Here is a 24,214-nt window from a genome sequence, read left to right as displayed (position 1 = left end):
TCAATGTGCCGTTAAATAACGGCTCATTGTTCAGGTAGCACTCGGGCTCGGCGGTTCGGCCGGCTCGGATTCCGGAAGGCGCGGATCGTGACAACCACCCAGCAACCGATATCGGCGCGGCGCTTCGGGGAGGACTCGGGGGATCTGGCCGCTGCCTATTTTCGATGGATACAACCGGGGACCGCGCCGACGATCGCGGATCGAGCCGAGCAGATCCTGCGGCACCACCTGGATTTGGCCGCGCAGCGGGAAGCGGGGGCGGCCAGCATCCGGGTGTATCGGTCCGGGGACGACAGCGGGTTGGGGGCCGCCGTGCAGATCGTGAACGACGATATGCCGCTGCTGGTGGAGTCGGTGACGGGAGCGCTGCGCGAACTCGGGGTGATCGTGACCGAGGTGGTGCACCCGATCTTCGATGTGGCGCGCGACGAGGCGGGCAGGCTGCGGACCATCGCGCCTGCGGGTGACGGCACATCGGTCGGTGTACCGGCGGCCGGGCGTACACAGGCGGAGTCCTGGATGCATGTGCAGCTCGGCGGTCCGCTCGACGAGGCGACGGTGGCGCGCATCGAGGCGGCGCTGCCGCCGCTGCTGGCGGACCTGCGGCAGGTGGCGCGGGATACGCCGACCATGCTCGAGGCACTGCGCATGGTGGCGGCCCGCCTGGATCACGTCGCGGACCGGATCGCCGATGTCGAGATCCCGGAATACGCGAAGCTGTTGCGCTGGTTGGCCGATGGGCACTTCACCGTGCTCGGCTACAGCGGATACCGGTTCAAGCGCTCGAGCCCGACGGCCGATTTCGAACCGGCGCGAGTGCCGGGGACCGGGCTCGGCGTGCTGCGCAACGGGTCGAATGTGGATGTCGGCGCGCATGTGGTCGGATCGCAGCGGCCGGTGCTGCTGCTGTCGAGCGGATCGTTGGACACGCTGCTGCCGGGATCGCGCGATGTGTGCTTCCTGAGCGTGGCCGACTATGCCGACGGGGCACGCTCTGAGGCCGAGGCCTCACCGGTGGTGCGGTCCGAGCACGTCTTCGTCGGCACCTTCACCGTCACCGGGCTGCACGAGAACGTCCTCGACATTCCGTTGGTCTCGGGGCGTGCCAACCGGGTCATCGAATGGGCTGGGCTGCAACAGAATTCGTTCTCCGGGCAGGCGATGCTGGAGCTGATGCAGTCCTTCCCCAGGGTCGAGCTGTTCGCCACGGACGCGCGCCGACTCTTCGAAACCGTCTCCGCCGTCACCGGTTTGGGGCAGCGCAGGCAGGTTCGATTGTTCCTGCGCCACGATGCGCGCGACAACACCGTCTACTGCCTGGTCTACCTGCCGCGCGACCGCTACTCGACCGAGATCCGGCTGCGCATGGAGCAGATCCTGCACGCCGAATTCGCGGGCGAACGGGTCGGCTACTCGGCGCGCGCCAGCGAATCCGACTTGGCCGTCGTGTATTTCACGGTGCACCGGCGACCCGACGCCGCTCCCGTCGATATCTCCGAGCGCAATTGCGAGCGCGTGCAGGGGCTGCTCTTCGAGGTCACTCGCTCGTGGGCCGACCGACTGTTGGCCGAGGCGGCAGCGGACACCTCCGTGCCCGCCGCGCTCGCCTCGGACTACGCGGCCGCATTCCCCGCGAACTACCGCCAGGACGTCGAGCCCGACCGCGCACTCGCCGATCTGCGTCGGCTGGACCGACTTCGGGTCGACGGCGTGGACACCACGCTGTACCGGCGGCCCGACGCGCAGGCCGGGGAGTGGCGGTTCACGCTCTACGTCGCCGAACAGGGTGTCTCGCTGAGCCGCGTGCTGCCCGTCCTGCACAGCCTCGGCGTGGAGGTGGTCGACGAGCAGCCCTACCAGTTGGTGCTGCGCGACGGATCGCACCGGCGCATCTACGATTTCGAGCTGCGTATTCCCGCCGCCGCGCGCACCGCGCTCGACCGCGACCTGGAGACGCTCGCAGCCGGTGCCGAAAGTGCTGTGCAGCAGTGGTTCTCGCAAGCATTCGCGGCAATGTGGTTCGGGCAGGCCGAGATCGACGGACTCAACGGCCTGGTGCTGCGCGCCGGCCTGCACTGGCGGCAGATCGCCATGCTGCGCGCCTACGCCAAGTATCTGCGCCAGGCCGGATTCGCCTACACCTTCGGCAATATCACCAGGGTCCTGGTCACCCATCCGGAGATCGCGCACACCTTCATCGAACTGTTCGACACCCTCTTCGATCCGGACACCTTCGGACCGGAATCGACACTGCGGGTGGTCGAGATCGAGACGCGGCTGCGCGCGCAGATCGACGCCACCGTCGGACTCGATACCGATCGGATCCTGCGGGCCATCCTCGGACTGATCAAAGCCACCCTGCGCACCAACTACTTCCGACTCGACGCTGCCGGGAATCCGCTGGGCTACCTGTCGTTCAAATTCGATCCGCGCGAGATCGCCGAATTGCCCCGTCCGCGTCCGAAGTTCGAGATCTTCGTGTACTCGCCTCGGGTGGAGGGTGTGCATCTGCGGTTCGGGTCCGTGGCGCGAGGCGGACTCCGCTGGTCGGATCGCCTGGAGGACTTCCGGACCGAGATCCTCGGGCTGGTCAAAGCGCAGGCCGTTAAGAACGCGGTGATCGTACCGGTGGGCGCGAAGGGCGGGTTCGTAGTCAAGCGACCGCCTGCGGCGACCGGTGATCCGGTGCGGGATCGTCAGGCACTGGGATCAGAAGGCGTCGAGTGCTATCGCACATTTATCTCCGGTTTGTTGGATGTGACCGACAATGTCGAGCACCTGACGGGCAAAGTTGTGGCGCCGGAGCGGGTTGTTCGTCATGACGGTGACGACACGTATTTGGTGGTGGCGGCGGACAAGGGGACGGCGACGTTCTCCGATATCGCCAATGATGTGGCCAAACGGTACGGGTTCTGGCTCGGTGACGCGTTCGCCTCGGGTGGGTCAGCCGGGTATGACCACAAGGCGATGGGTATCACCGCCAAGGGAGCCTGGGAGTCGGTCAAACGCCACTTCCTCGAACTCGGAATCGACACTCAGACCTCGGATTTCACGGTGGTCGGCGTGGGTGACATGTCCGGTGACGTGTTCGGCAACGGCATGTTGCTCTCGGAACATATTCGTTTGGTCGCGGCGTTCGATCACCGGCACATCTTCTTGGATCCGGATCCCGATGCGGCGGTGTCGTTCCGGGAGCGGGAGCGGATGTTCACCCTGCCCCGCTCGTCGTGGGCCGACTACGACACATCGCTGATCAGCGAAGGTGGTGGCGTCTTCGACAAAACGGTCAAGTCGGTGCCGATCTCGCCCGAGGTCCGACGGGCACTGGGTCTGGGTGATGAGGTCACCGCGTTGGCGCCGCCGGAGCTTGTCCGGGCGATTCTGTTGGCTCCGGTGGGGTTGTTGTGGAATGGCGGTATCGGCACATACATCAAGGCGTCGACGGAGTCGAACGCCGAGGTGGGGGACAAGTCGAACGACAGTGTCCGGGTCAATGGTGATCAGTTGCGGGTGAAGGTTGTTGGTGAGGGCGGGAATCTGGGTGCGACGGCGCTGGGGCGGATCGAGTTCTGCCGCAACGGCGGCAAGATGAACACTGACGCCCTCGACAACTCCGCCGGTGTGGATTGCTCGGACCACGAGGTGAATATCAAGGTCCTCCTCGATGGCGTCGTCTCCAGCGGTGGTCTCCCCGAGGCGGAGCGCAATCCATTGCTGGCCTCGATGACCGACGAAGTCTCACAGTTGGTCTTGCGGGACAACATCAACCAGAACTTCGGCATGGGCATGTCCCGAGCCGAAGCCGCCCCACTGGTCACCGTGCATCGCCGCCTCATCACCGACCTGGAACAGCGCCACGGATTGGATCGAGGTCTGGAGGCCCTGCCCTCCGACGCGGCCATGGAGCGTCGCACTATCGACGGCCGCGGCCTCACCTCGCCGGAACTGGCGAATCTCATGGCGCACGTAAAACTTTCGCTGAAGTCCGAGCTGCTTGCCGGTGACCTGCCGGACAGCCCGGCCTTCGCCGACGTCCTGCCCGCCTACTTCCCGACCCCGCTGCGCGAGCGTTTCGCCGCCGAGATCAAACGACACCCGCTGCGTCGTGAGATCGTCGCGACCACCGTCGTCAACGATATGGTCGACCACGGCGGCATCACCTACGCCTTCCGTCTGGCCGAGCAGACCGGTGCGGACGCGGCCGATGCGGTCCGCGCCTACACCGCCGCCGTCGAGATCTTCGAGCTGCGCGACCTGTGGCAGCGAATTCGCACCGCACCGATATCGGCGGCCATTCGGGATGAACTCGAACTCGAGACCAAGCGCACCCTCGATCGCGCCTCGCGCTGGCTGTTGGCCAATCGCCCACAGCCCCTTGCCGTCGCGGCCGCCGTCACCCGCTACCGGGACGGCATCCGGACCCTCGCGCAGACGGCGCCAAGCTGGCTGCCGGCCCGTTTCGCCGAGGAACTGACCCGCCGCGCGGAGCCGTCCATCCAGCGCGGCATGCCGAAGGAGTTGGCGGAGGCGGCATTCCGACTCGGCTACCTGTTCCCGCTGCTCGACGTGGTGGATATCGCCGATGCCGCGGGTCGCGACTTGATCGAGGTCGCCGAGCTGTACTACGCCCTGGATGCCCACTTCGAGATCGATCGCCTGCTCACCGCCGTCGGCACCCTCGACCGCGGCGACCGCTGGCGCACCCTGGCCCGCCTGTCCGTCCGTGCCGACCTCTACGACTCCCTGCGCTCGCTCACCTCGGATGTCCTGGTGGCCACCGAATCCCGCGACACCGTGGCCGACAAGATCGAATACTGGGAGTCCACCAACCGCGCCCGCATCGCGCGCGCCCGCACCGCCCTCACCGAGATCTTCGCGGGTGACGGTTTCGACCTGGCCACCCTCTCGGTCGCCGCCCGCCAGGTCCGCGGCATGATCAGCGGAACGGAGGTTCCGAACTCCGCCGCCTGACGTTGATCCGGTGCCGCAGTGGAAACCGCTGCGGCACCGTCCTATCCGCGTCGTGCGGGTTGCTGCTTCACAGTGCCGGGTGAGATGGCACCTATCGGGGATATCGTCTCGAGCGCCGTACGGGCCTGCGGGCGTGGCTTACCCGCGATACTCGGTACCTCGCAACCCTGAACGTTCCGGACTGGTCTCGGCCGCGCAACCTATGCGGGCAAGCGTAGGTCGCGCCATCGGCCGACTCTTATCGGCGCCCGATCAGTTCCCGGCCCGCAGCCCGCACGCACCGCAGAATTTAGCGACTGCCGCCAGTTCCGCCCCACACCCGTGACAATGCAGCGCCGCTGCCAATCGCTCTCCACAGTCCATACAGAACCGAGCCCCAACGGGATTCGTCGTCCGGCACGACGAGCAGGTCGAATCTGCCTGCGGCGCGGACGGGGGTTCCGGGTTGGGCGCCGCGTTGGCCCAGGGAGAACTGCGCACCGGCTGCTGGGGCTGTTGCAGCGCGCCGATCCCGAGCGCGGTCCCGAGCAGCCCGCCGTCCATTCCGTGGCCGTGGCTGAGCCCCTGTGCTGCCCCGAGCGCCATTTCGCTGGTGGCATACCGCTGGAAGTCGCCTGCGAGCCGTATGTAGGTGCGGTCCTTGGCCAACCGTTTGATCCGGTCCGCGTCGTCGGGCGCGAGTGAGATATCGAAGTTGCCCATGCGTGGTATGCGCAGCCCGAATTCGTAGAGTGTGGTGTTGGTCTGTCGCAGCACCGCGGCCTCGATGGCCTCGAGTTGGGCGGAGATGCCGAGCACCGGCCAGTCGCCGCGCATAACCCCTTGCGCGACCGCGATTTTCATGGATTTGAGCAGCAGATCCGAGCACCAGGTCTGCACCGAGGACGGATCGGCGAGGTCGGCGGTGCCGGTGAGCGCGACAATGAGTTCGGCCGGATCGCGCACCGTGAGCGCGAACTCCCCGAATACCCGCAGCGTCACCACCTGTTCGCTGACCGGGTCGGTGATATCGGCCAGTCTGCCGCCGAAGCGGATACCGGAATACTCCCTGGTGGAGACGAAATACAGTTCGGCGCGGTAGTAGTTGCCGCCGGTGACGGAATCGACGAGCGCGCCGAGGACCGGGAGTTCGTCGGCGTCGAGCCGATGCCGTCCGGCCCCCATCGCGCCGATCACCTGGCCGGTGTTGACGAACAGTGCGATCTCGTCCGCGTTGACGATGACCCGCGAGAACCGCCGGATGTTCACATCCGGCCACTTGTAGACCAGTTGGTTCTTGCGGTCTTCCGGGACCGCGATGAACTCGCGTTCGAACCAGGCCATGGGTGCTCCATCCGCAGGCGACTCAACTAGCGTACCGCTGTCCAGCGGCTCGCTCCATTGTGCAATACCTGGTAGGCGGGCGTTTTCCCAGATGTGAACCCCGCCCGGAAGCGATCCGGCTCACTTAAACATTCAATTCCCTATTGAACGTGCCGTTAGATAACGGTACATTCATCGTCGATATGATCGCCATCACGTGAAAGGGCCACCATGACAACCGTTCGACCGCCCGCGCAGGTATCGGCGCCAGCCGATGCGCTGCACGACGAAGACGCCGGTTATCACAAGGCGCTGCGACCGCGCCAGTTGCAGATGATCGCGATCGGCGGCGCTATCGGCACCGGTCTGTTCCTCGGCGCGGGCGGCCGGTTGGCCAGCGCGGGACCCGGCCTGTTCCTGATCTACGGCATCTGCGGCATCTTCGTCTTCTTCGTCCTGCGCGCACTGGGCGAGCTGGTGCTGCACCGCCCGTCCTCGGGCTCGTTCGTCTCCTACGCCCGCGAGTTCTACGGCGAGAAGCTCGCCTTCACCGTGGGCTGGATGTACTTCTTCCACTGGTGCACCACCGGCATCGTCGATATCACCGCGATCGCCACCTACGTGCACTACTGGGGTGCGTTCCACGTGCTCCCGCAGTGGCTGATCGCGCTGGTGGCGCTGGCCCTGGTGGTCTCGGTCAACCTGATCTCGGTCCGCTGGTTCGGCGAGCTGGAGTTCTGGGCGGCGATCATCAAGGTCTTCGCGCTGGTCACCTTCCTCGTGGTGGGCACGGTCTTCCTCGCGGGCCGCTTCGAACTGCGCGGCGCGCCAACGGGTCTCGGGGTGCTGAGCAGTCATGGCGGGCTGTTCCCGGTCGGGGTGATCCCGCTGGTCGTGGTCACCACCGGTGTCGTATTCGCCTACGCCGGTGTGGAATTGGTGGGCACCGCCGCGGGTGAGACGGAGAATCCCCAGCAGACCATGCCGCGGGCGATCAACTCGGTCATCGCCCGGATCGCGCTGTTCTACGTCGGCTCGCTGGTGCTGCTCGGCCTGCTGCTGCCCTACACCGCGTTCAAGTCGGGGGAGAGCCCGTTCGTCACCTTCTTCGACCGGCTCGGCGTGCAAGGGGCGGGCTCGGTGATGAACCTGGTGGTTCTCACCGCGGCGTTCTCCAGCCTCAACGCGGGCCTCTACTCGACCGGCCGCATCCTGCGCTCGATGTCGATGAACGGCAGCGCTCCCGCCATCGCCGCGCGAATGACCAAGGGCGGGGTGCCTTTCGTCGGCATCCTGGCCACCGGCGCGGTCGCGCTGACCGGTGTCGGACTCAACGCGGTGGTGCCGGAGAAGGCGTTCGAGATCGTGCTGAACATGTCGGCGCTCGGCACCATCGCGGCGTGGTCGGCGATCATCGTCTGTCAGCTGAAGCTGTACCGCCGCTGGCGCGACGGTCAGGCCAACCGCCCGGCCTTCCGGCTGATGGGCGCGCCCTACACCAGCTACGCCACGCTGGTCTTCCTGGCCGGCATCGTGGCGCTGATGGCCTTCAGTGGCGATGGGGTGCAGCGTGGCGCGCTCATCGGCGCCGCACTGATCGGCGGGCCGACACTGGTGGTGGGTTGGTATCTGGCCCGCGCTCGGGTGGCTCGAATCGCGGCCATGCGCAACGATTTCACCGGCCAGTTCCCGGTGGTGGCCGAGCGGCCGCTCGGTGGATATCACAGCGATGTCCAGGTGCTGCCCGCACCGGAGGCGCAGATCTGAGGCGCGAGCGGCGAATCGCCCGCCCCTGACGCGAGTCCGGGGCGGGTGGCGTTTCCCGTGGCGGGGAACAGGGCAGGCGCGAATCTCGCAGCGGCGAACCAGAATTGCCACGGTTCACGCATTCCGAGAGGTTTCGTATGCCGGAGCACGCCAGTGCACCCGACCATCCGCTGCCGCATCCGTGGGCGAATCGGCGTCGTCGCGGCACCGAGGTGCCCCGGCGGCTGTCCCATCCGTGGGCGACGCGCCGTTCGACACCGGCTTCGAATCCTGACTCGAATCATGAACCGTCAGAGAGCGTCCCATTGCTGAGTACGCCGCCACCGAGCGTGCCGTCAGATACCGATCCGCTCATTCCCTCGCAGGCGGGCACCGAGCCCGATTCCGAACTCGATCTCGAGCTGAGTTCCGGTCGCAGCGCCCGTTCCCGCCCCAGCACCCGCCGACTCGGCGCGGGCCTGGTGGCCATGCCCAGGGTGTCGCCCGTCGATCCGATGACCGCGGTGCTGTCGGATCCCGAGGTGCCCGAGGCCAAACGTTTCTGTTGGAATTGTCAGGACCCGGTCGGCCGGGCCAGTGGGAATCAGCCGGGCGCGGTGAGCGGCACCTGCCCACGTTGTAAGTCCCCCTTCACTTTTCGGCCCTCGCTCGAACCCGGCGAACTGGTCGCGGCCCAGTACGAGGTCCAGGGCTGTCTGGCCCACGGCGGCCTGGGCTGGCTGTATCTGGCCATCGACCGCAATGTCAGCGACCGCTGGGTCGTGCTCAAGGGGCTGCAGAATCCGCTCGATTTCGAAGCGCACGTGGTGGCCCTGGCCGAACGCCAATTCCTTTCCGAGGTCGCCTATCCCGGCGTCGTCAAGATTTACAACTTCGTCAAGCACAAGTCCGTCCGCGAGATCGCCGACAGCTACATCGTCATGGAGTACGTCAGCGGCCGCTCGCTAAAGAAGATCCTGGATCTGCGCCGCCCCAATCGAATTCCGGTCGTCGAGGCCATCGCCTACATAATGGAGGTGCTGCCCGCGCTGGACTACCTGCACTCCTTCGGCCTGGCCTACAACGACCTCAAACCCGACAACATCATGGTCGGTCCGGACGAGGTCAAACTCATCGACCTCGGCGCGGTGGCCGCCATGGAGTCCTACGGCAGCATCTACGGCACCCCCGGTTACCAGGCGCCGGAGATCACCGAGACCGGTCCGACCGTGGTCTCCGATATCTACACCGTCGGGCGCACGCTGGCCGTGCTCATGCTGGATCTGCCACGTGACAAGTCCGGCCACCACCTGCCGGGTATCCCCGGTCCCGACGAACAACCGCTGCTGCGTCGCTATCCGAGCCTGTATCGGTTGCTGCTGCGCGCCACCGATCCCGATCCCGCGCGGCGGTTTCCGTCCGCGTATTCGATGTACTGCCAGTTGGCGGGCACCCTGCGCATGGTCCTCGCGGTCGACACCGGACGCGAACATCCGCAGCCCTCAACGGAATTCGGCGCCATGCGCGACGATTTCGGCATCGAGACGCTGATCGGTCGCACCGATGGCCTGGTCGACGGCAGCAATCACAGCCCCGCCTTGGACGGTGCGAGTGTTGTTGCCGGACTTCCGGTTCCGCTCATCGACAACACCGATCCCAGCGTCGATCTGCTGTCCACGCTGCTGCACGGCGACCCGCATCACGCGCTGGACGCGCTGCAGCGGGCCAATGACCGCATCGCGGCCGGAACCATCAGCGCACCCGAATCCTTCGAACTGGAGGGCACACTGGCCGCGGTGCGCGCCTTCCTGGATCTCGGCGCGACCGACCGGGCGAGCCGCCTGCTGGCCGGTCTGCTGCCGAAGTACGAGGCGGACTGGCGCATCGAGTGGTACATCGGGATGACCGCGCTGCTCACCGGCCGCCCCGAGCGCGCCTTCCGGCATTTCGACAGCGTGCAGACCATGCTGCCCGGCGAACTCGCCCCCGCCCTCGCCTCGGCCGCGGCGGCGGAACTGGTTTTGCAGGAATCGGAGGCGGGACAATCGTGGCGGCAGGTGGCGATCGAGCACTACCGCACGGTGTGGCGCACCAATCACGGGATCGTGAGTGCGGGATTCGGCCTGGCCCGGCTGCTCGCGGCCGCCGGGGCATGGTCGGAGGCGGTCACGGTGCTCGAGCAGGTGCCCGCCGCGTCCCGACATTTCGGCGTGGCCAGGATGACCGGCTGCCTGCTGGCGGTCTCGCGTCCGCTCAACACCCTCACCCACGGCGATCTGGATGCCGTCGCGGTGCGGTTGAGCGCCATGGCCGAGGAGCCTCGGGCGCGTCAGCTACAGGTGGTGCTCATGGGGGTGGCGCGGGAGTGGTTGCGGGCCAGCGGATCCGAGCAGCCGGACAAGTCGGTGCTCGGTTTCCCGCTGACCAGGGCGGGGATGCGTCGCGGCGTGGAGTCGAGTCTGCGTTCGCTGGCGAGCGGCACCGTCAATCGGCTGCACCGCTACCGGCTGGTGGATCTGGCCAATCAGGTGCGGCCGCGCACCTGGTGGTGATCGCGTCGGTAGTGGGCGATCGCGACCGCGCCCGCCGGACCGGCGATGATGAGCAGCAGCCACAGCGCGTTGCCGGAAACGACCGCCAGCAGGATGGACAGCACGGCGAACATGCCGACAATGATCGGGAAGCGCGGGACAGGTCGGACCCGCGGCGTCGGAGGATAGGGCGCCCCGGCGGGCAGATCGGTGAACAGTTCGGCGATCTGCCGCTTTGTGGTCGCCGCTGCCACGGCCGCGCTGCGCGTGTCGAATTCGGCGGGGCTGAGTCGGCCCGCGCCGAGATGCGCCACCAGCTCCCGCAACGCCCGCTCCCGCTCCGTGACGCCGATCCGAGATTCCGGTGCATCGGTCATGACCGAAGCGTAAGCCCAGGTGGGAGGGTCTTCCCGGTCACCTTCCCCGCACTGGGAAATTTCTTCCCCATGTTGGGGAGTGGATAGGATGATCTCTACACGCACGGTCGTGACGTCGCATAACGAGCCACTCGAATTCGGCCACGGCACCCGTGTGCCGATCGATACGTTCCCCCGTGTGGTTTTCTTGTTGTATGACTGCGGGTGTGGAGTACACGATCGACGAGTTGGCGCGCGCCGCCGGAACGACCGTGCGCAGCCTCCGTGTCTATCACGAGCGGGGGGTGCTGCCCCCGCCGCAGGTCAAGGGCCGCACCGGATTCTACGGTGAGCAGCATCTGAGGCGGGTACACACCATCGGCAGGTTGCTCGAGCGCGGTATCAAGCTCAATGGCATCCGGGAGTTGCTGGAGGCGCTCGAGCGCGGCGAGGATCTGGGCGCGGTGCTCGGCATCTCGGAGGCCGTCGCGCCGGTCGCCGCCGAAGTGGCGACCATCGCGGCCGTCGAACTGGCTCAGCGCTATCAGGAAGTGCCCAATGGTCTGGCCAGGGTGGTCACGGCCGGGCTCTACGAACCCGTCGATGCCGCCACCTACCGCGTCGCCGACCCGGCCTTGGTTGCGATCCTCGATCGCCTTGTGGCGCTGGATATTCCGCTCGGCGAGGCCCTCGGCGAACTGGAGCGTCTGCGCACCGACTGCGAGCGGATCGCGCGCCGCTTCGCCGACCTGTTCGAGTATGTGCTCGGCGCGCAGCAGTTGGCGGCGGGCGAGGGGGATCTGGCCGAGTTCACCAAGCGGCTGGCCGAGCGGCGGGTGCTGCCCGGTCAAGCCGCCGCCGAACTCGTGAACCGCTATGCCGCACGGTATTTCGACCAGCTTGCAGGTGAGGGCGACGTATCCTGAGTCGATCCGCCGCGGCAGGCCCGATAGTTCCCATATCTGGCGATTCATGAAATAACGTGCCGTTGGATAGCGGTACGGTCTATAACGTGACGCTATACAGGAATACCACACGACGAACCGCCGTATTGAAGGCCCTCGGCGCGCTCGGTGTCGTGGCCCTGGCGTCGTCCGGATTCGGCGCCGCAGGCGCACCGTCGGCCGCGGCCGACCCCGGCCCGGACTGCCTTTGGGCGGGCGCCTCGCACCATCAGGGCGCCGAGATCATCGCCGGCGGCTCGGTCTTCACCTGCACCACCGCGGCAGCGGTCCCGCGCTGGGAGCGCGGCGCGACCGTGCGCCGAGCGAGCACTGTTCCCAACCCCGGGTCGACGGGCAACCCATTCGGTAGGTTCAGCCTCGGCGCCCGCCAGCCCGGCACCGACTACAACGACTACTGCGTCGGGTCCCAGCTGATCGAGGGCGCGGACAGCGTCTACGAGGCCGTCGCCGATCGCACCGGATTCGTCTTCTGGAAGGCGGCAGGACCGATCGGGAATTGGGCCTTCGACCAGGGTGCGCCGCGCCCCGGACCCTCCTGGCGCTCGGCGAGTCTCTGCGATGACGGCGTCCTCGGCTGAGCCGCGAATAAACGCGCCGGGGAACCTACTTAAGCAAGTTTCGCCGACGCATACCGATGCGCGTCGGCGCGAGGCCGCACCACAATCCGACTGTCGGTTGGGGCAGCAGATGGGTTTGAGGACATGGGTAGCGTGACACTCTGGATGCAGATGTCGCTGGATGGATTCGCGGAGGGACCGGATCGCGAGATCCACTGGCCGGTGGTGGACGAGGAACTGTGCGGCTCGTTCCTGGACGAACTGCGCGCCGCCGACCTGTTCCTCTACGGTCGCAAAACCTACGAGATCATGGCGGACTTCTGGCCGACCGCCGATACCGATCCGGCCATCTCCACCTTCTACGTCGATTTCGCGCGCTGCTGGAAGCAGACGTCCAAACTGGTCTTCTCCCGCACCCTGCGCTCGGCGGGCTGGGGCACGCGGATCGTGCGCACCGACGTGATCGGCGAGGTCGAGCGGTTGCGCGCGGAATCCGACTGCGACATGGTCCTTTTCGGCGGCACCGAAATGGCCGGATATTTCATGGAGCACGGGCTGGTCGACGAGTACCGGGTGTTCGTGCATCCGCTGCTGCTCGGCGGTGGTGTGCCGCTGTTCCGCGCGCCGATCGAGGCGAGCGGACTGCATGTGGTGGATGTGATGACCTTCGACAGCGATGTGGTGCAGGTGCACTATCAGCAGGCCGTACGTACGGCTTGAGAAGGATGACAATCTTAAGGTAGACAAAAATTTACGCCGTGTACTTGCTTCGTCGTCTAGCGTTGCGGTGTGCCGGGCTTAGCAGAATCCGGCGGCGACTCACCGGCCTCGGCCGCTGAGTTCCTCGGCCGCCATGTGGAATTGGAGCGAATCGAGAGCCTGCTCGACGCGGGTGCGCGGCTGATAACCCTGGTCGGACCAGGCGGTATCGGCAAAACCCGGTTGGCAGCCGAGGCGTTGCGTCGCGCCCATCGCGCCCGGCCTCGGCCGGTGTACTGGGCTCGACTGGCCGAACTCGGCTGGGATCGGGGCATGGTCGCCGAGGATGTGGTACACTCCATAGTGCGCACCGATGTGGGGCCGCGCTCGGTGCAGGACCTCCGGATGAGCACCTTCACCACCAATGATCTGGCCACCTCGGTCACCACCTCCGACGGTCCGGAGGACAACAGGGTGCTGGTGCTCGACAACTGCGAGCACGTCCTGGCCAGCGTCGGCCGCGTGATCAGCGACCTGCTGGCCGCCACCCCCGGCCTGAAAATTGTTGCCACCAGCCGCGAACCGATCGGCTGGGTGGACGAGTACATCGTGGCGGTGCCGCCGCTCTCGGCCACGCACGCGAGCGAATTGTTCTTGCGCCGGGCCGAACTCACCGGTCGCCCAGTGCCCGACAAAGCGCGCCAGTGGGAGATAGTGGCCGAGATCTGCCGTCACGTGGACCATAATCCGCTGTTCATTCAGTTGGCCGCGGCCCGGCTGCGGCATCAGCCGCCCGGCAAGGTGCTCAGCGAACTCGACGGCGGCGCGGCGGACAAACGCCTGGCCTGGGCGCATGGCGCGCGGTCGGGTGCCGATACCCGCCACCGCGGTGTCTACGACGTGATCGCCTGGTCCTTCGCGCTGTGCGCGCCGGAGGAGCAGTTGCTGCTCGAGCGGATGTCGATCTTCGCGGCAGGCTACGAGACCGACCGGGAGGAATCTCCCCGCAACGGTATCGAACTCGATGCCGTGGTCGAGGTCTGCGCCGATGCCGCGCTGCCCGCCGAGGAGATCGAGCGCACCCTCGAACGGCTGGTGGAGCGTTCGTTGGTGACTGCCTGTCTCACCGCGTCCTCGGTGCGGTGGTATCTGGTGGAGAGCGTGCGGGTCTTCGCGCGCGAGCGGCTGCTGCGACGGGCGCCCGCCGAGGCCGACGAGGTGGGCAGGCGGCACCGGCGCTACTACCGCGATCGGGTATCGCGCGGTCGGGCCAACTGGTACGGGCCGGGCGAGCAGGCGTGGATGGATTGGGCGCGTTCGGCCTGCGACAACATCATGATGGCGGTCGAGACGGGTCTGTCGGATCCGGAGGAGGCGCTGATCGCGCTCGACGCGGCCACCCAACTGCTCACCATGTGGATTCCGTTCGTCAAATGCGGCGGGCGCGCGGTCAGCAGACTCACCAAGCGGGCGCTCGAGGCGACCAACGCCGTCACGCCCGTGCCCAGGCAATTGCAGTTGCGGGCTACCTCGCTGCTGTGCTGGGTGGCGATGTGGCAGGGCAATACCGCCGAGGCCAGGACCCTGCTCGACGATGCCGTCGCCGCCACGTTGCCGCGCGGATTTCCGGGATTGTTCTGGCGGGCCGCGCCGGAGATCGATCACGGGCTACCCGCCTCGGTCGAGTGGATGTGGGCGCTGGAGCTGCTGCATCAGCATCGCGATATCACGGCTATCACCGTAATCGCCCGCGCCAGAGCCAAATACGTGGCCGAGGGCGATCAGCAGGGCGCCGAGCGGGCGCGCATGTTCGCGGTCATCGGCGCGGCCATGCTCGGCGATCGCAGGGTCGCGCTCGGCGAGACCGAGGTCTACCTGCAGCGATCCACTTCGGCGCGGTCGACCTGGTCCCTCGGCATCGCCAGGGTGCTGCGGTCGGTCGCGCTGGCCCGACACGGTTTCTGCGATCAGGCGCTCTCGCTCACCCACACCGTGTGCACCGAGGATCTCCTGGAGGGCGACACCTGGATCGCGGGCTGGGTGGCCCTGGCCAGGGCGGTGGCGCTGGGCCGCGCACTGGCCGACGCACCCGCGCGGGGTATGGACGCGGTGACCACCGCGACCGAAATCGCCAGGCTGATAGGTGGATTCCGCACCGCGCACCGCTCTCTCGGCACCGCCATCGATCGAATTCCGCTGGTGGCGGTGGAAATGGAGTTCACCACGCGGGTCGCGGTCGAGGTGCTCGGCGCGCCCCGCTACGCCGCCGCTGAAACAGACGGGGCCGGGCTGCGGCCGGAACACGATGAGCTGCAACGGTATATGCGCGGTCAACTGCCCCCCGAGCGGTTGACGCCGGTGGCGGTGCCAGCGAGCGAGGACTCCCGCTGGACGGCGCTGTCGGAGGCCGAACGCGAGGTCGCGGTATTCGCCGCGGCAGGTTGGCCCAATAGCGCGATCGCGGCGCAGCGCAACAGTTCGGTGCGCACGGTCGACGCGCAGGTGGCTGCCATTCGGCACAAGCTCATGATCGGCTCGCGCTCCGAGATCGCCCGCCATATTCCGAGCGAGCTGGTCGAGCGGGTGCGGCGGGAGTCCGAGCGGCGGCCGGTGCGGGCGCGCACCCGTGCGCATACCCAGTGTCCAGCCGTGATCAAGGGGTGATCGCCGTTGGGCGGCAAGCCAATCGGCTTCCGCTTCTCGGAATCTTCCTCGGTGTCAGGCGCGCTCGGTGGTCGGCTCGGTGTGTTTGGCGAAGCTCTGATCGATCAGTTCGGTCGCCGCGCGGGTCGCGATCAGCCGGGCGATGGCCAGGTCCGTCTCGAATTTGGTGCGGTCCTTGGGAGTTCGACTCGATCGCGTGAAAGGCTGTCCGGCCAGCCGGTCGAACAGTTCGGGTGCGTAGCGGTCGGCCATCCGGTCGCAGTCGAGGCGGATCTGCTCGATCATGCGGAACGCGGTCTCGACCGGAACACCCGCGTCGACCAGCCGGGTCGCCAGATCCGAGCAGCGCGGGTTGACCACCCGGCACGCCTCGATCGGGTCATTGCTCGCCGCCAACGCCTGCTTCACATAGTCGGGCAGGTCGGGATCGGGTTCGGCCGGTGTGGTCGGCTCGGGGTTCTGGGCATTGGCCGCTGCCTGATCCCGTACACCGAGCACATCGGCCAGTCCGTCGCCACGATCCCAGGCATCCAGCAGTTCCCTGATGCCATTGAGTTTCATGCCCCGACCGAGCAGTCGCCCGATGGTCTCGAGCCTCTGCACATGATCGGATCCGTAGTAGCCGATCCGCCCCCGGATATCGGGCGACGGGAGCAGCCCCCGCTCGTGATACACGCGCACGCTGCGCACGGTGGTTTCGGCCACCCGTGCCAGCTCGTCGATCGTGTACTCCGCCTCAGTAGTCACATATTCAAGCAAACCATACTCTTTTCGTACAAAACGGCTCGTGGTGAAACGAACCGTTGGTCAACGTTTCGTCAAGGTCCGGTGCAACGATCCGCCGACTTTGCCGCTACTGCCTGGTAGAGAGGCATGCGAGCGGCGGTCGGATGCGGGTTCCGGGCCGAGGGGCGGAACCCTGTCGGAGTGGTTTGCTCGATCTCGGGTGGCCCCCGCGGAATGCTTCCGCGACGTTCCGCAGGGGCCTGATGACGTTGTGAGGGTGGCGGGTGGAAGTCGGCGTCCGCCATGTTCCGCTAGCCGTCGCGCGATCGTTTCGATCGTGTAATCGACTGGTGTGCAGCGGAATTCATCCCTCGAATCGGTTGCGCCGTTACCGAGTGGTACATCCTCGGCGTCGCATTGGCGGCGGTCCCGGCGCCGGGACGGCTGCGGCGTCGCGCGCGATGCCCATCGTTTCGTATTTTTCTCCGCTCGATATTCCCAGATGTGGCAAGTTCTGGCCGTGTTGTGCCGCTGAGTGGCGGCACGTTAGTTAGCGGCTAGTTTGCGCGATCGGTGTGGTATGGCGCTCAGTGGCCGTGCGAAGTCAGAGTCGAGCACGGGTTGATACCGAGCGGGCCGGTGCACCAGTCGGTCTCGCCGCCGAGGCGGTTGTCGCTGCGGCTGCCGCCGGTGTGGGACTGCTGGTCGACCTTGCGGTTCGAACCGGAATCGGAGTCGCCGTGGGAGTTCCTGCCCCAGCCCAGGCCCTGCGAGTCGTACCCGTAGTCGTGGTAGCCGAGCGGCCCCCTGGCATAGCCGTTGTCGGGGTAGGAGGCGTGGCCGTAGTCGCCGCCGTGGTCGTATCCGCCGAAGCCACCGTGGCTTTCGGAGCTACCCGCGGCGTCGCGGGGTTCGGCGAAGGCGCCCTGGGCCGCCAGGCTCGCCGGTGCCAGCATCAGTGCGCCCGTGATCGCGGCGCAGGCGAGGATGCGGGTCGCCCAGCCGTTGGTGATGTTCACGGTCATGTCCAGCTCCATTCGTTCATGTGTGCGGGATCGGTGGGTGGAAAGTGTTCCGATCCCTTCGCACTTAACGTGCCGTTATCTAGCGGCACGTTGACTAGTGTGCCACCAATCCGGCCGCGCCGCTTTCTCATTTCTGGGAAGGGTTTTGCGACTTGTGGCCTAGGCCATCTGTTTCCTGGCTCACGTGGGCTCGGCGTTTGTCGGCGTCGATGGACGGTCGTTCTCGGCGGCCCGGCGAGCAATGGACACCGAAGCGGCGCTTGGCAATCCGCGAGTGGCCGGGTCGCAAGAGGGTGACGTCGTGGGATGGCGTTGGCGGCGCGGCAGGGCGAGTCGTTCGCTCCCGTATCTGTCTCATACTCGAAATGCGGTGTGATTCACGAGAACTCGTGAATCAGCTGGCGGCTATCCAGGCCAGCGCCGGGTGCGAATGTCGATCGGGCAAAGCCGTCGAGACGCAGTGGTCGGTGATCTGGCGGGAGATGATGTCGGCGTCGAGTTCCCGGATACGCCCGACGAGTTCAGCGACAGCCAGACCACACGGGTCGGGCAGGTCGGTGAGATGAGCAGCGGTAGGCCCGTGCGTGCGGAACGCGACCAGCTTGGCCACCAGGCTGTCCGCTGCGTAAGCCAAGGCCGGGCCGCGCCATCGATTGATGTTGTGCCGTGGTGGCTTTGGCGCGTCGCAGCGGCGCGCTTCGGTTGGCGGCGGCGGTGGTTGCGCTCGAGTCGCCATCGGCTGCGGGCCTATCGGACGCAGGAGGTGATGTGTACCCGAGGCGTGAATTGCCTCCGGGCGCACGCGGCGCGAAAGCCAATCGGTGGGGTGGGTGCGGTGGCGGTGCTGCGAGGCGGCCTGCCGACGCGATAGGCGGGCGCGCGCTATCGACCGATCTCGTGCCAGGGTCCGTGCTCCCGGCCATATTGCGATGGCGGGCCGCGGTCCCTGGATCGAGTGGCAACTATGCCTTGCCTCGGAGTCTCATCCGGTGCCTCCGCGGCCAAGCTCGCCGCCTGGCCGCAGTCGTCGTCCCGAGACAACACCCGGTCTCGGGAACTCCTCCGCCTTGCCAGGCGACGAGCTCGACCACGAATGCATCCGAATGAGACTCCGAGACATGACCTAGCGCGAAATGGCCGGAACAGAGGTCAGGGGAACGGAGAAGGGTGGCCGCCGCAGCCGACAGCGCGGTTGGCTCCGGTGTGGGATCACCTCGGAACCAACGGATTCGATGCCGCGCTCGCTCAGCAGGCGGTGGCGGCGATCGGTGGCGGCTGCCGAAGTGCGGTCCGGGCCGTTAAGTCGTGGTGCGACAGGCTAGTTCGCTACGTCCTCGTAGGTGGTTCCGATCTTCGGGGCGGCGACGGTGTTGACGAACTCGGTGGCCTGGGCGCCGTAGACGCCCCATTTGGGATCGTTGTCCACGTCCCAGGTTCGGCAGCGGTAGCGGGGGGAGCCATCGGTGAAGGTTTGCGGCTCTCCGTTGAACCACAGTTGGATCCAACCGCCGGTCGGCTCGTCGGAGGTGTGCACACCGATGACGTAGTGGTACCAGGTGTCGGCGGCGATCGGAGCCGATGCCCAAACAGTCAGGCCGTTGTTGTCGGGTTGGCGTTGGAAGACCGTGGTGCGACCGTTCTTCGTCGCGACGACGAACGGATAGTTCTGTGTGGAGCCGGTGCCGTAGGACTTCCACTGGAAGGTGGCATAGGTGTCGACCAGGGTGGACATCTTGCTCCACCAGCCGATGTAGTAGGTGGCGTTGTTCTGGAACGCGTACTTCGTGCCGTCGACTGAGATGCCGCGGGTCTCGCACCGCTTGGCGCCCGAGGGTTTTCGATACTGCCAGACGCCGCCGCGCTCGGGATCCTGCGCCACCGTGACGCCGCCCGGCGTCTCACAGTCCAGCGGCCCGAAGGAGGCCGCCCCGCGCCCCGGATCGGCGGTCCATACCGTCGCGGCCCGCGCGGGCGCGCCCGCCGCCACGAGCAGACCGCAGGCGAGCAACGCCGCCACCCCATACTTCCCGGACCCAGCCATTTGGCCTCCCCGTGTGTCGCTCCGCGCCGAAATTCCGGACCCGCCACCACATCTCACCGCCGACCCGGACCTCTCGCACGCCCATTATGCAGTACTTCCCTGTGAACGCCCCCTGGCATGGTTCGGGCGCATTCGGCGGTTGCCATCGGATGGCAGGTTCGTCCGCGGCCGGAGGTGCGCCCTACGGCAGTTCGTGGCCGATGACCCGTCCAGCGGCATTCCGGTGAGTGAGCCGTTCGGCTGCGGCACAGTGCGCGCGCCGGTAATGATGCGGGGAGGTTCTGTGATTTCGGGAGGTGATCGAATGGTCGATCTCGACGCGGTGGCGGCGCTCGCGACCGAGTACGAGCGGGTGGATCGGTTGCTCGCGCGAATGACGCCCGCCCAGTGGGAATCGCCCTCGGCCGCAGCAGGTTGGACGGTGAGCGACACCGTCCTACATCTCGCGCAGACCGACGAACTCGTCACCGCCTCGGTAGCCGGCGAGATGGGTTCGGCTTGGTTGGCAGGGGGTTCGACCGACGACGCGGTCGCGCGCCTGGTCGAGGCCGAACGCGGTGCGCCGAGCACCGAGGTTTTCGAAAGGTGGCGTCGGGCGAGCACCGCGGCATTGGCGAGTCTGCGCTCCGCGCCGCCCGGCGCCCGCCTGACCTGGGTGCGGGTCCCACTATCGGCACCCACCCTCGCCGCGACCCGCCTGGCCGAACACTGGGCACACCTGCTCGATATCGCCGACCCCCTGGGCCTGCCCTATCCGGACACCGATCGCCTCTGGCTGATCGCCCGACTCGCCCACCGAACCCTGCCCTACGCCTTCGCCGTCGCACAGGTGGAAGGCGGACCGGTCCGCTGCGAACTCATCGCCCCAAGCGGTGCGACGTGGACCTTCGGACCGCCCGAAACCGAATCGGTAATCACCGGCGCGGCAGGTGAATTCTGTCGAGTCGGCGCACACCGCCTGCGCCCGGCCGACACCGCCCTGCAAACCACCGACGATCGCGCCGCCACCGCACTGCGCGTTCTGCGCAACTACGCCGCCTGATGCCCGATCCCTGATACCAACGCCGATCGCCTGACATCCGTTGCTCGTCGGGCGCCTGCCGCCCAACCATGCGATCGCGTTGATCCCGACTCGCTGCGAGCCAACAAATATGCCGACGTGGCCCACCGCTACGACTGCGACATCCGCTCGGGCGCAGCGCCATTCACCGATCGACCCCGCCTACCAAAACCGGCACCGACACACTCCGAATCGAGCCCGATCAAGATGATCGCCATCGACGCGAGCCCATAGATCCTGCCGAAAGTTGTGGAGGTCGTCATTCGGGCGCTCGACGCTCTGAGCGGTGCGCCGCAAACCTTCGAACCATCCGATATCGGCTCGATGATCACCGGCGCGGCAGGCGAATTCCGACGATTCAGGGCGGCCCGATTGCGCCTGGTAGACACCGCTCCCTGAACCACCGACGAATCGCGCCGCGCATCCGCGCGATTGCCTCGCCTGGTCCCCCTGTGGTCGGACGCGTGTCGTGTGATGCCGTCACGCCTCGTATCCCTTGGTCCATCGCTTGTCGACCGACGCCCTACGGCCGATCATGCGATGCCTGTCGCGCGATGGCCCGTCGACTGGCGATTCACGCCGGCCCGCGACTCACACTCGACACCCACACCTTCACGATCGGTTAATACCCTCGCTGTCATCGTCGAGGCATGACGGCGAGTAAGCGGGCGCGGCGATGAGCGCCGACCGGGCGCTCATCGCACATATACTGCGGCGCACCACCTTTGGGCCATTTCCGGGGCAGGTGTCCCGCTGGGAAGGCTATTGCGCCGCGGCGGTGGTCGACGCGATGATCGATACGCCACCGCCGCGGCCGCAGGAGCCCGACCTCGGTGACGGGGAGGCCGACGAGAATTCCGGTAGGGGGCCGATCGATTGCTGGTTGGCCGGCACGGCCGATCCCGCTGCGGGCCTGCACGAGAAGCTGGTGTGGTTCTGGCACACCCATCTGACCTCGAGTTACGAGAAGGTGGGGGAGTGGCGGCTGATGTGGCGGCAGCATCAACTGCTGCGCACGCACGCGCTCGTCCCGCTGGCCGACGATTTCGATACCCACACCGATCATCTGCGCCGCTTCCGCACCATGATGTGCACCTTCGATGCCGCGCCGGCGGCCTTCCGCGCCGATCTGGATCGGCGCGGTCTGTCCGGTCGGGTCCTCATCGCCACCTTCAGCGAATTCGGCCGCCGCGTCCCCGACAACGGTTCGGGCGGCCTGGACCACGGCGCGGCAGGCACGGCACTGCTGACCGGCCCGGTCCATCCCGGCCGTCATGCCGAACTCCCCGCACTGCACCGCTTGGACCGTGATGACAATCTGCGGGCCACCGTCGCGATGACCGAGTTCTATGCGACCCTCGCCGAGAGTTGGTTCACAGTCCCCGCCGACCCGGTTTTGCCCGGCCGTCCCAAGCCGGTGCCGGGCATCATCGCCGACCCGTGATGTGGTCGACTGTGTCGGTGCGATTGCTGGTGGTCGAGGACGATGCAGGGCTGGCCCCGGTGCTGGTGCGCGGCCTGCGCGAGGAGGGGCACGCGGTGGATCACGCCGCGACGCTGGCCGCCGCCGACGACCTGTGCTCGTACAACGACTACGCGCTGGTGGTGCTGGATCTCGGTCTCCCGGACGGCGACGGATTGACCCTGTGCCGCAGGCTGAAGGCCGAGGGCCGCACCAGGGTGCTGGTGCTCACCGCGCGTGGCAGCGCCACCGAACGGGTCATCGGCCTGGACACCGGTGCGGACGACTACCTCACCAAACCCTTCGATTTCGGCGAATTGGCCGCCAGGGTGCGCGCGGTGCTGCGCAGGCCGGTCACCGTCGGCGGATCGGAATTGCGGGTGGGCGATATCCGGTTGGATATGGTCACCCACCGGGTCTGGCGCGGCGACGTGCTGATCCCGTTGACCGCCAAGGAATTCGCGGTATTGCAGTACTTCATGCACCAGGCCGGGCAGACGGTCACCCGCACCGATCTGCTCGAACAGGTGTGGGATCTGTACTACGAAGGCACCTCGAACGTGGTGGACGTCTTCGTCTCCACCCTGCGTCGCAAACTGGATCTGCCCACCGCCAAGACCCGACTCGACACCGTGCGCGGCGTCGGCTTCCGCCTGCACGACGAAGCGGCGCCGAGATGACGCAGTTGCGGCGACTGCGCGTGCGGCTCACGCTCGTGGTCGGGGTGGTGTCGCTGGTTTTGGTCGGTGGGTTCTCCTATTACCTGTCCACCGTGCTGGATCAGCGCACCGAGTTGACCGCGCACCGGGCGGCAGCCGAGCGGGTCGGTGATCTGGCCGCGCTGCCGCGGCTCGATCAGGCACCCGAATCCCTCCAATACAACGCGTGGGTTTTGGAGACCAGCGGCAAACTCACCTCCCTCGGCGAGACCGATCTCGGCGTCCCGCTGGACCTGGCCGAGGCCGTGCAGGAGGACCCGGAGGGCGGCGCGCAGTACAGCGAGGTGTGGACCAGATACAGCCACTTCGTCGAGGCCGCCCGCGCCAGATCCGACGGTCGGGTGGTGGTCGCCGCCATGTCGTTGGACGACTACGACGCCGACACCGCCCGGCACGACCTGGTGGTCGGGTTGGGTGCGCTCGGTCTCATCGCGGCGCTGACCCTGGCCGCCTGGCTGCTCGGCGGCCGCATGCTCGCGCCTTTTGTACGGACCCAGCAGACTCAGCGCGACTTCCTCGCCGACGCCGCCCACGAATTGCGCACACCCATCGCGGTCATCCGGGCCGCGGCCAGCCAGGCGCTGGCGCGTCCGCGCGAACCGGAGCAGTACGTGCGCACCCTCACCGAGATCCGCGACGCCACCGAGCGCGCGGGTGAGGGCGTGGTTCAACTGCTGGATCTCGCGCGCTTGGAGGCGGGCCAGGTGGAGGCGGTGCGCGCGCCACTGCGGGTGGACCTGCTGGCCGAGGAGATCGTGGCGACCGAAGCCGCCCGCGATACCGCCGTGGAACTGACCGAGGTCAGTCGCGCCGTGGTCGACGGCGACGATGTACTGCTGCGCCAAGCCATCGACAACCTGGTGCGCAATGCCTCCCAGCGTGCGACCCACGTGTGGGTCGGAGTCCAGATCGAGGGCGCCGAAGCCGTGGTCACCGTCTCCGACAATGGCCCCGGCTTCGACCAGGAAATGCTCCCGCACGTCTTCCGCCGCTTCGCCAGGGGCCACGGCCACGGCCACGGCCTCGGCCTGGCAATGGTCCGTTCGATCGTCGCCCTGCACGGCGGCCGCGCCGAGGCGGCCAATCGCCCCGAAGGCGGTGCGGTGGTCCGCATCCACCTGCCGCTGAGCACTGCGGGCTCGGCATAGCTCGTCGGCATCTGTCGTCCCGTCCATATACGTACCGCTCGGCGGCGTATCAAAGGTTGGGTCACTGTGGTGGCTCGAGACACTCGTCGACTGGGTGTCGGCTGATGGTGGCTGTGTGAGCCTGTGGGGGTGTTGTCGACTGGGTGTCGGCTGATGGTGGCTGTGTGAGCCTGTGGGGGTGTTGTCGACTGGGTGTCGGCTGATGGTGGCTGTGTGAGCCTGTGGGGGTGTTGTCGACTGGG

Annotated in this window: 17 protein-coding genes; 11 read left to right on the top strand and 6 right to left on the bottom strand. The window is 67.1% G+C overall.

The features are described from left to right. The first annotated feature begins 87 nt into the window (after positions 1–87). Positions 88–4,971 carry an NAD-glutamate dehydrogenase gene (locus D5S18_RS00720; protein WP_239003446.1) on the top strand — a complete coding sequence of 1,628 codons (4,884 nt, stop codon included), beginning with the start codon at positions 88–90 and terminating at the stop codon, positions 4,969–4,971. A gap of 252 nt (positions 4,972–5,223) precedes the next feature. On the opposite strand, the gene D5S18_RS00715 is transcribed toward D5S18_RS00720, so the two are convergent. After that, positions 5,224–6,294, bottom strand: a complete 1,071-nt coding sequence (locus D5S18_RS00715) for an SPFH domain-containing protein (protein ID WP_120036875.1) — start codon at positions 6,292–6,294, stop codon at positions 5,224–5,226. Positions 6,295–6,504: 210 nt separating this feature from the next. Between D5S18_RS00715 and D5S18_RS00710 the strand changes: the two genes are divergently transcribed. Both D5S18_RS00710 and D5S18_RS00705 read left to right on the top strand, forming a co-directional pair. Then, positions 6,505–8,040, top strand: coding sequence for an amino acid permease (locus tag D5S18_RS00710; protein WP_120036873.1), 1,536 nt, complete (start codon positions 6,505–6,507; stop codon positions 8,038–8,040). Between the two features lie 329 nt (positions 8,041–8,369). Then, the gene (locus D5S18_RS00705) at positions 8,370–10,571 is read left to right on the top strand and encodes a serine/threonine-protein kinase (protein WP_239003445.1); all 2,202 of its coding nucleotides are present in this window, start codon (positions 8,370–8,372) and stop codon (positions 10,569–10,571) included. Here the strand turns inward: D5S18_RS00705 and D5S18_RS00700 are convergent. Continuing rightward, complete coding sequence (locus tag D5S18_RS00700; RefSeq protein ID WP_120036868.1) at positions 10,544–10,927, bottom strand: DUF1707 SHOCT-like domain-containing protein; 384 nt, start codon at positions 10,925–10,927, stop codon at positions 10,544–10,546. The genes D5S18_RS00705 and D5S18_RS00700 overlap by 28 nt on opposite strands. A 194-nt stretch (positions 10,928–11,121) precedes the next feature. On the opposite strand from D5S18_RS00700, the gene D5S18_RS00695 reads away from it, so the two are divergent. The 4 genes from D5S18_RS00695 (at position 11,122) to D5S18_RS00680 (ending at position 15,791) form a co-directional block, all read left to right on the top strand. Further along, positions 11,122–11,832, top strand: a complete 711-nt coding sequence (locus D5S18_RS00695; RefSeq protein ID WP_120036866.1) for a MerR family transcriptional regulator — start codon at positions 11,122–11,124, stop codon at positions 11,830–11,832. An 86-nt stretch (positions 11,833–11,918) separates the two neighbouring features. After that, complete coding sequence (locus D5S18_RS00690; RefSeq protein ID WP_147403786.1) at positions 11,919–12,449, top strand: hypothetical protein; 531 nt, start codon at positions 11,919–11,921, stop codon at positions 12,447–12,449. Positions 12,450–12,581: 132 nt separating this feature from the next. Next, positions 12,582–13,148 (top strand): dihydrofolate reductase family protein, encoded by a 567-nt coding sequence (locus D5S18_RS00685; protein WP_239003444.1) that lies wholly within the window; start codon positions 12,582–12,584, stop codon positions 13,146–13,148. A gap of 69 nt (positions 13,149–13,217) precedes the next feature. After that, positions 13,218–15,791, top strand: coding sequence for an ATP-binding protein (locus D5S18_RS00680; RefSeq protein ID WP_147403785.1), 2,574 nt, complete (start codon positions 13,218–13,220; stop codon positions 15,789–15,791). Positions 15,792–15,845: 54 nt separating this feature from the next. Here the strand turns inward: D5S18_RS00680 and D5S18_RS00675 are convergent, their stop codons facing one another. The 4 genes from D5S18_RS00675 to D5S18_RS00660 all read right to left on the bottom strand — a co-directional run bounded on the left by D5S18_RS00675 (position 15,846) and on the right by D5S18_RS00660 (position 19,583). After that, complete coding sequence (locus D5S18_RS00675; protein ID WP_120036860.1) at positions 15,846–16,538, bottom strand: MerR family transcriptional regulator; 693 nt, start codon at positions 16,536–16,538, stop codon at positions 15,846–15,848. Positions 16,539–17,104: 566 nt separating this feature from the next. Next, entirely contained in the window at positions 17,105–17,542 is a 438-nt protein-coding gene (locus tag D5S18_RS00670) for a hypothetical protein (protein WP_147403784.1), read from the bottom strand. Positions 17,543–17,936: 394 nt separating this feature from the next. Beyond that, a complete protein-coding gene (locus tag D5S18_RS00665) occupies positions 17,937–18,152 on the bottom strand; it encodes a hypothetical protein (RefSeq protein ID WP_147403783.1) in 216 nt (71 codons plus the stop codon). A 708-nt stretch (positions 18,153–18,860) separates the two neighbouring features. After that, a complete protein-coding gene (locus D5S18_RS00660; RefSeq protein ID WP_120036854.1) occupies positions 18,861–19,583 on the bottom strand; it encodes a polysaccharide lyase family protein in 723 nt (240 codons plus the stop codon). 304 nt (positions 19,584–19,887) lie between these two features. On the opposite strand from D5S18_RS00660, the gene D5S18_RS00655 reads away from it, so the two are divergent. The 4 genes from D5S18_RS00655 to D5S18_RS00640 all read left to right on the top strand — a co-directional run bounded on the left by D5S18_RS00655 (position 19,888) and on the right by D5S18_RS00640 (position 23,972). Beyond that, complete coding sequence (locus D5S18_RS00655; RefSeq protein WP_120036852.1) at positions 19,888–20,625, top strand: maleylpyruvate isomerase family mycothiol-dependent enzyme; 738 nt, start codon at positions 19,888–19,890, stop codon at positions 20,623–20,625. 694 nt (positions 20,626–21,319) lie between these two features. Next, positions 21,320–22,087 carry a DUF1800 family protein gene (locus tag D5S18_RS35205; protein WP_203236525.1) on the top strand — a complete coding sequence of 256 codons (768 nt, stop codon included), beginning with the start codon at positions 21,320–21,322 and terminating at the stop codon, positions 22,085–22,087. A 17-nt stretch (positions 22,088–22,104) separates the two neighbouring features. After that, positions 22,105–22,785: a winged helix-turn-helix domain-containing protein gene (locus D5S18_RS00645; RefSeq protein ID WP_120037289.1), complete on the top strand. Its 681-nt coding sequence runs from the start codon at positions 22,105–22,107 to the stop codon at positions 22,783–22,785. Beyond that, on the top strand, positions 22,782–23,972 hold the full coding sequence (locus tag D5S18_RS00640; protein WP_120036850.1) for a sensor histidine kinase: 1,191 nt from the start codon (positions 22,782–22,784) through the stop codon (positions 23,970–23,972). Before D5S18_RS00645 ends, D5S18_RS00640 begins: the two co-directional genes overlap by 4 nt. Positions 23,973–24,214: the final 242 nt, after the last annotated feature.

This window comes from Nocardia panacis (assembly GCF_003598715.1).
GTDB classification, from domain to species: Bacteria; Actinomycetota; Actinomycetes; order Mycobacteriales; family Mycobacteriaceae; genus Nocardia; species Nocardia panacis.
The sequence above is the reverse complement of the archived record's forward strand: the minus strand, read 5'-3'. Positions and strand labels throughout refer to the sequence as shown.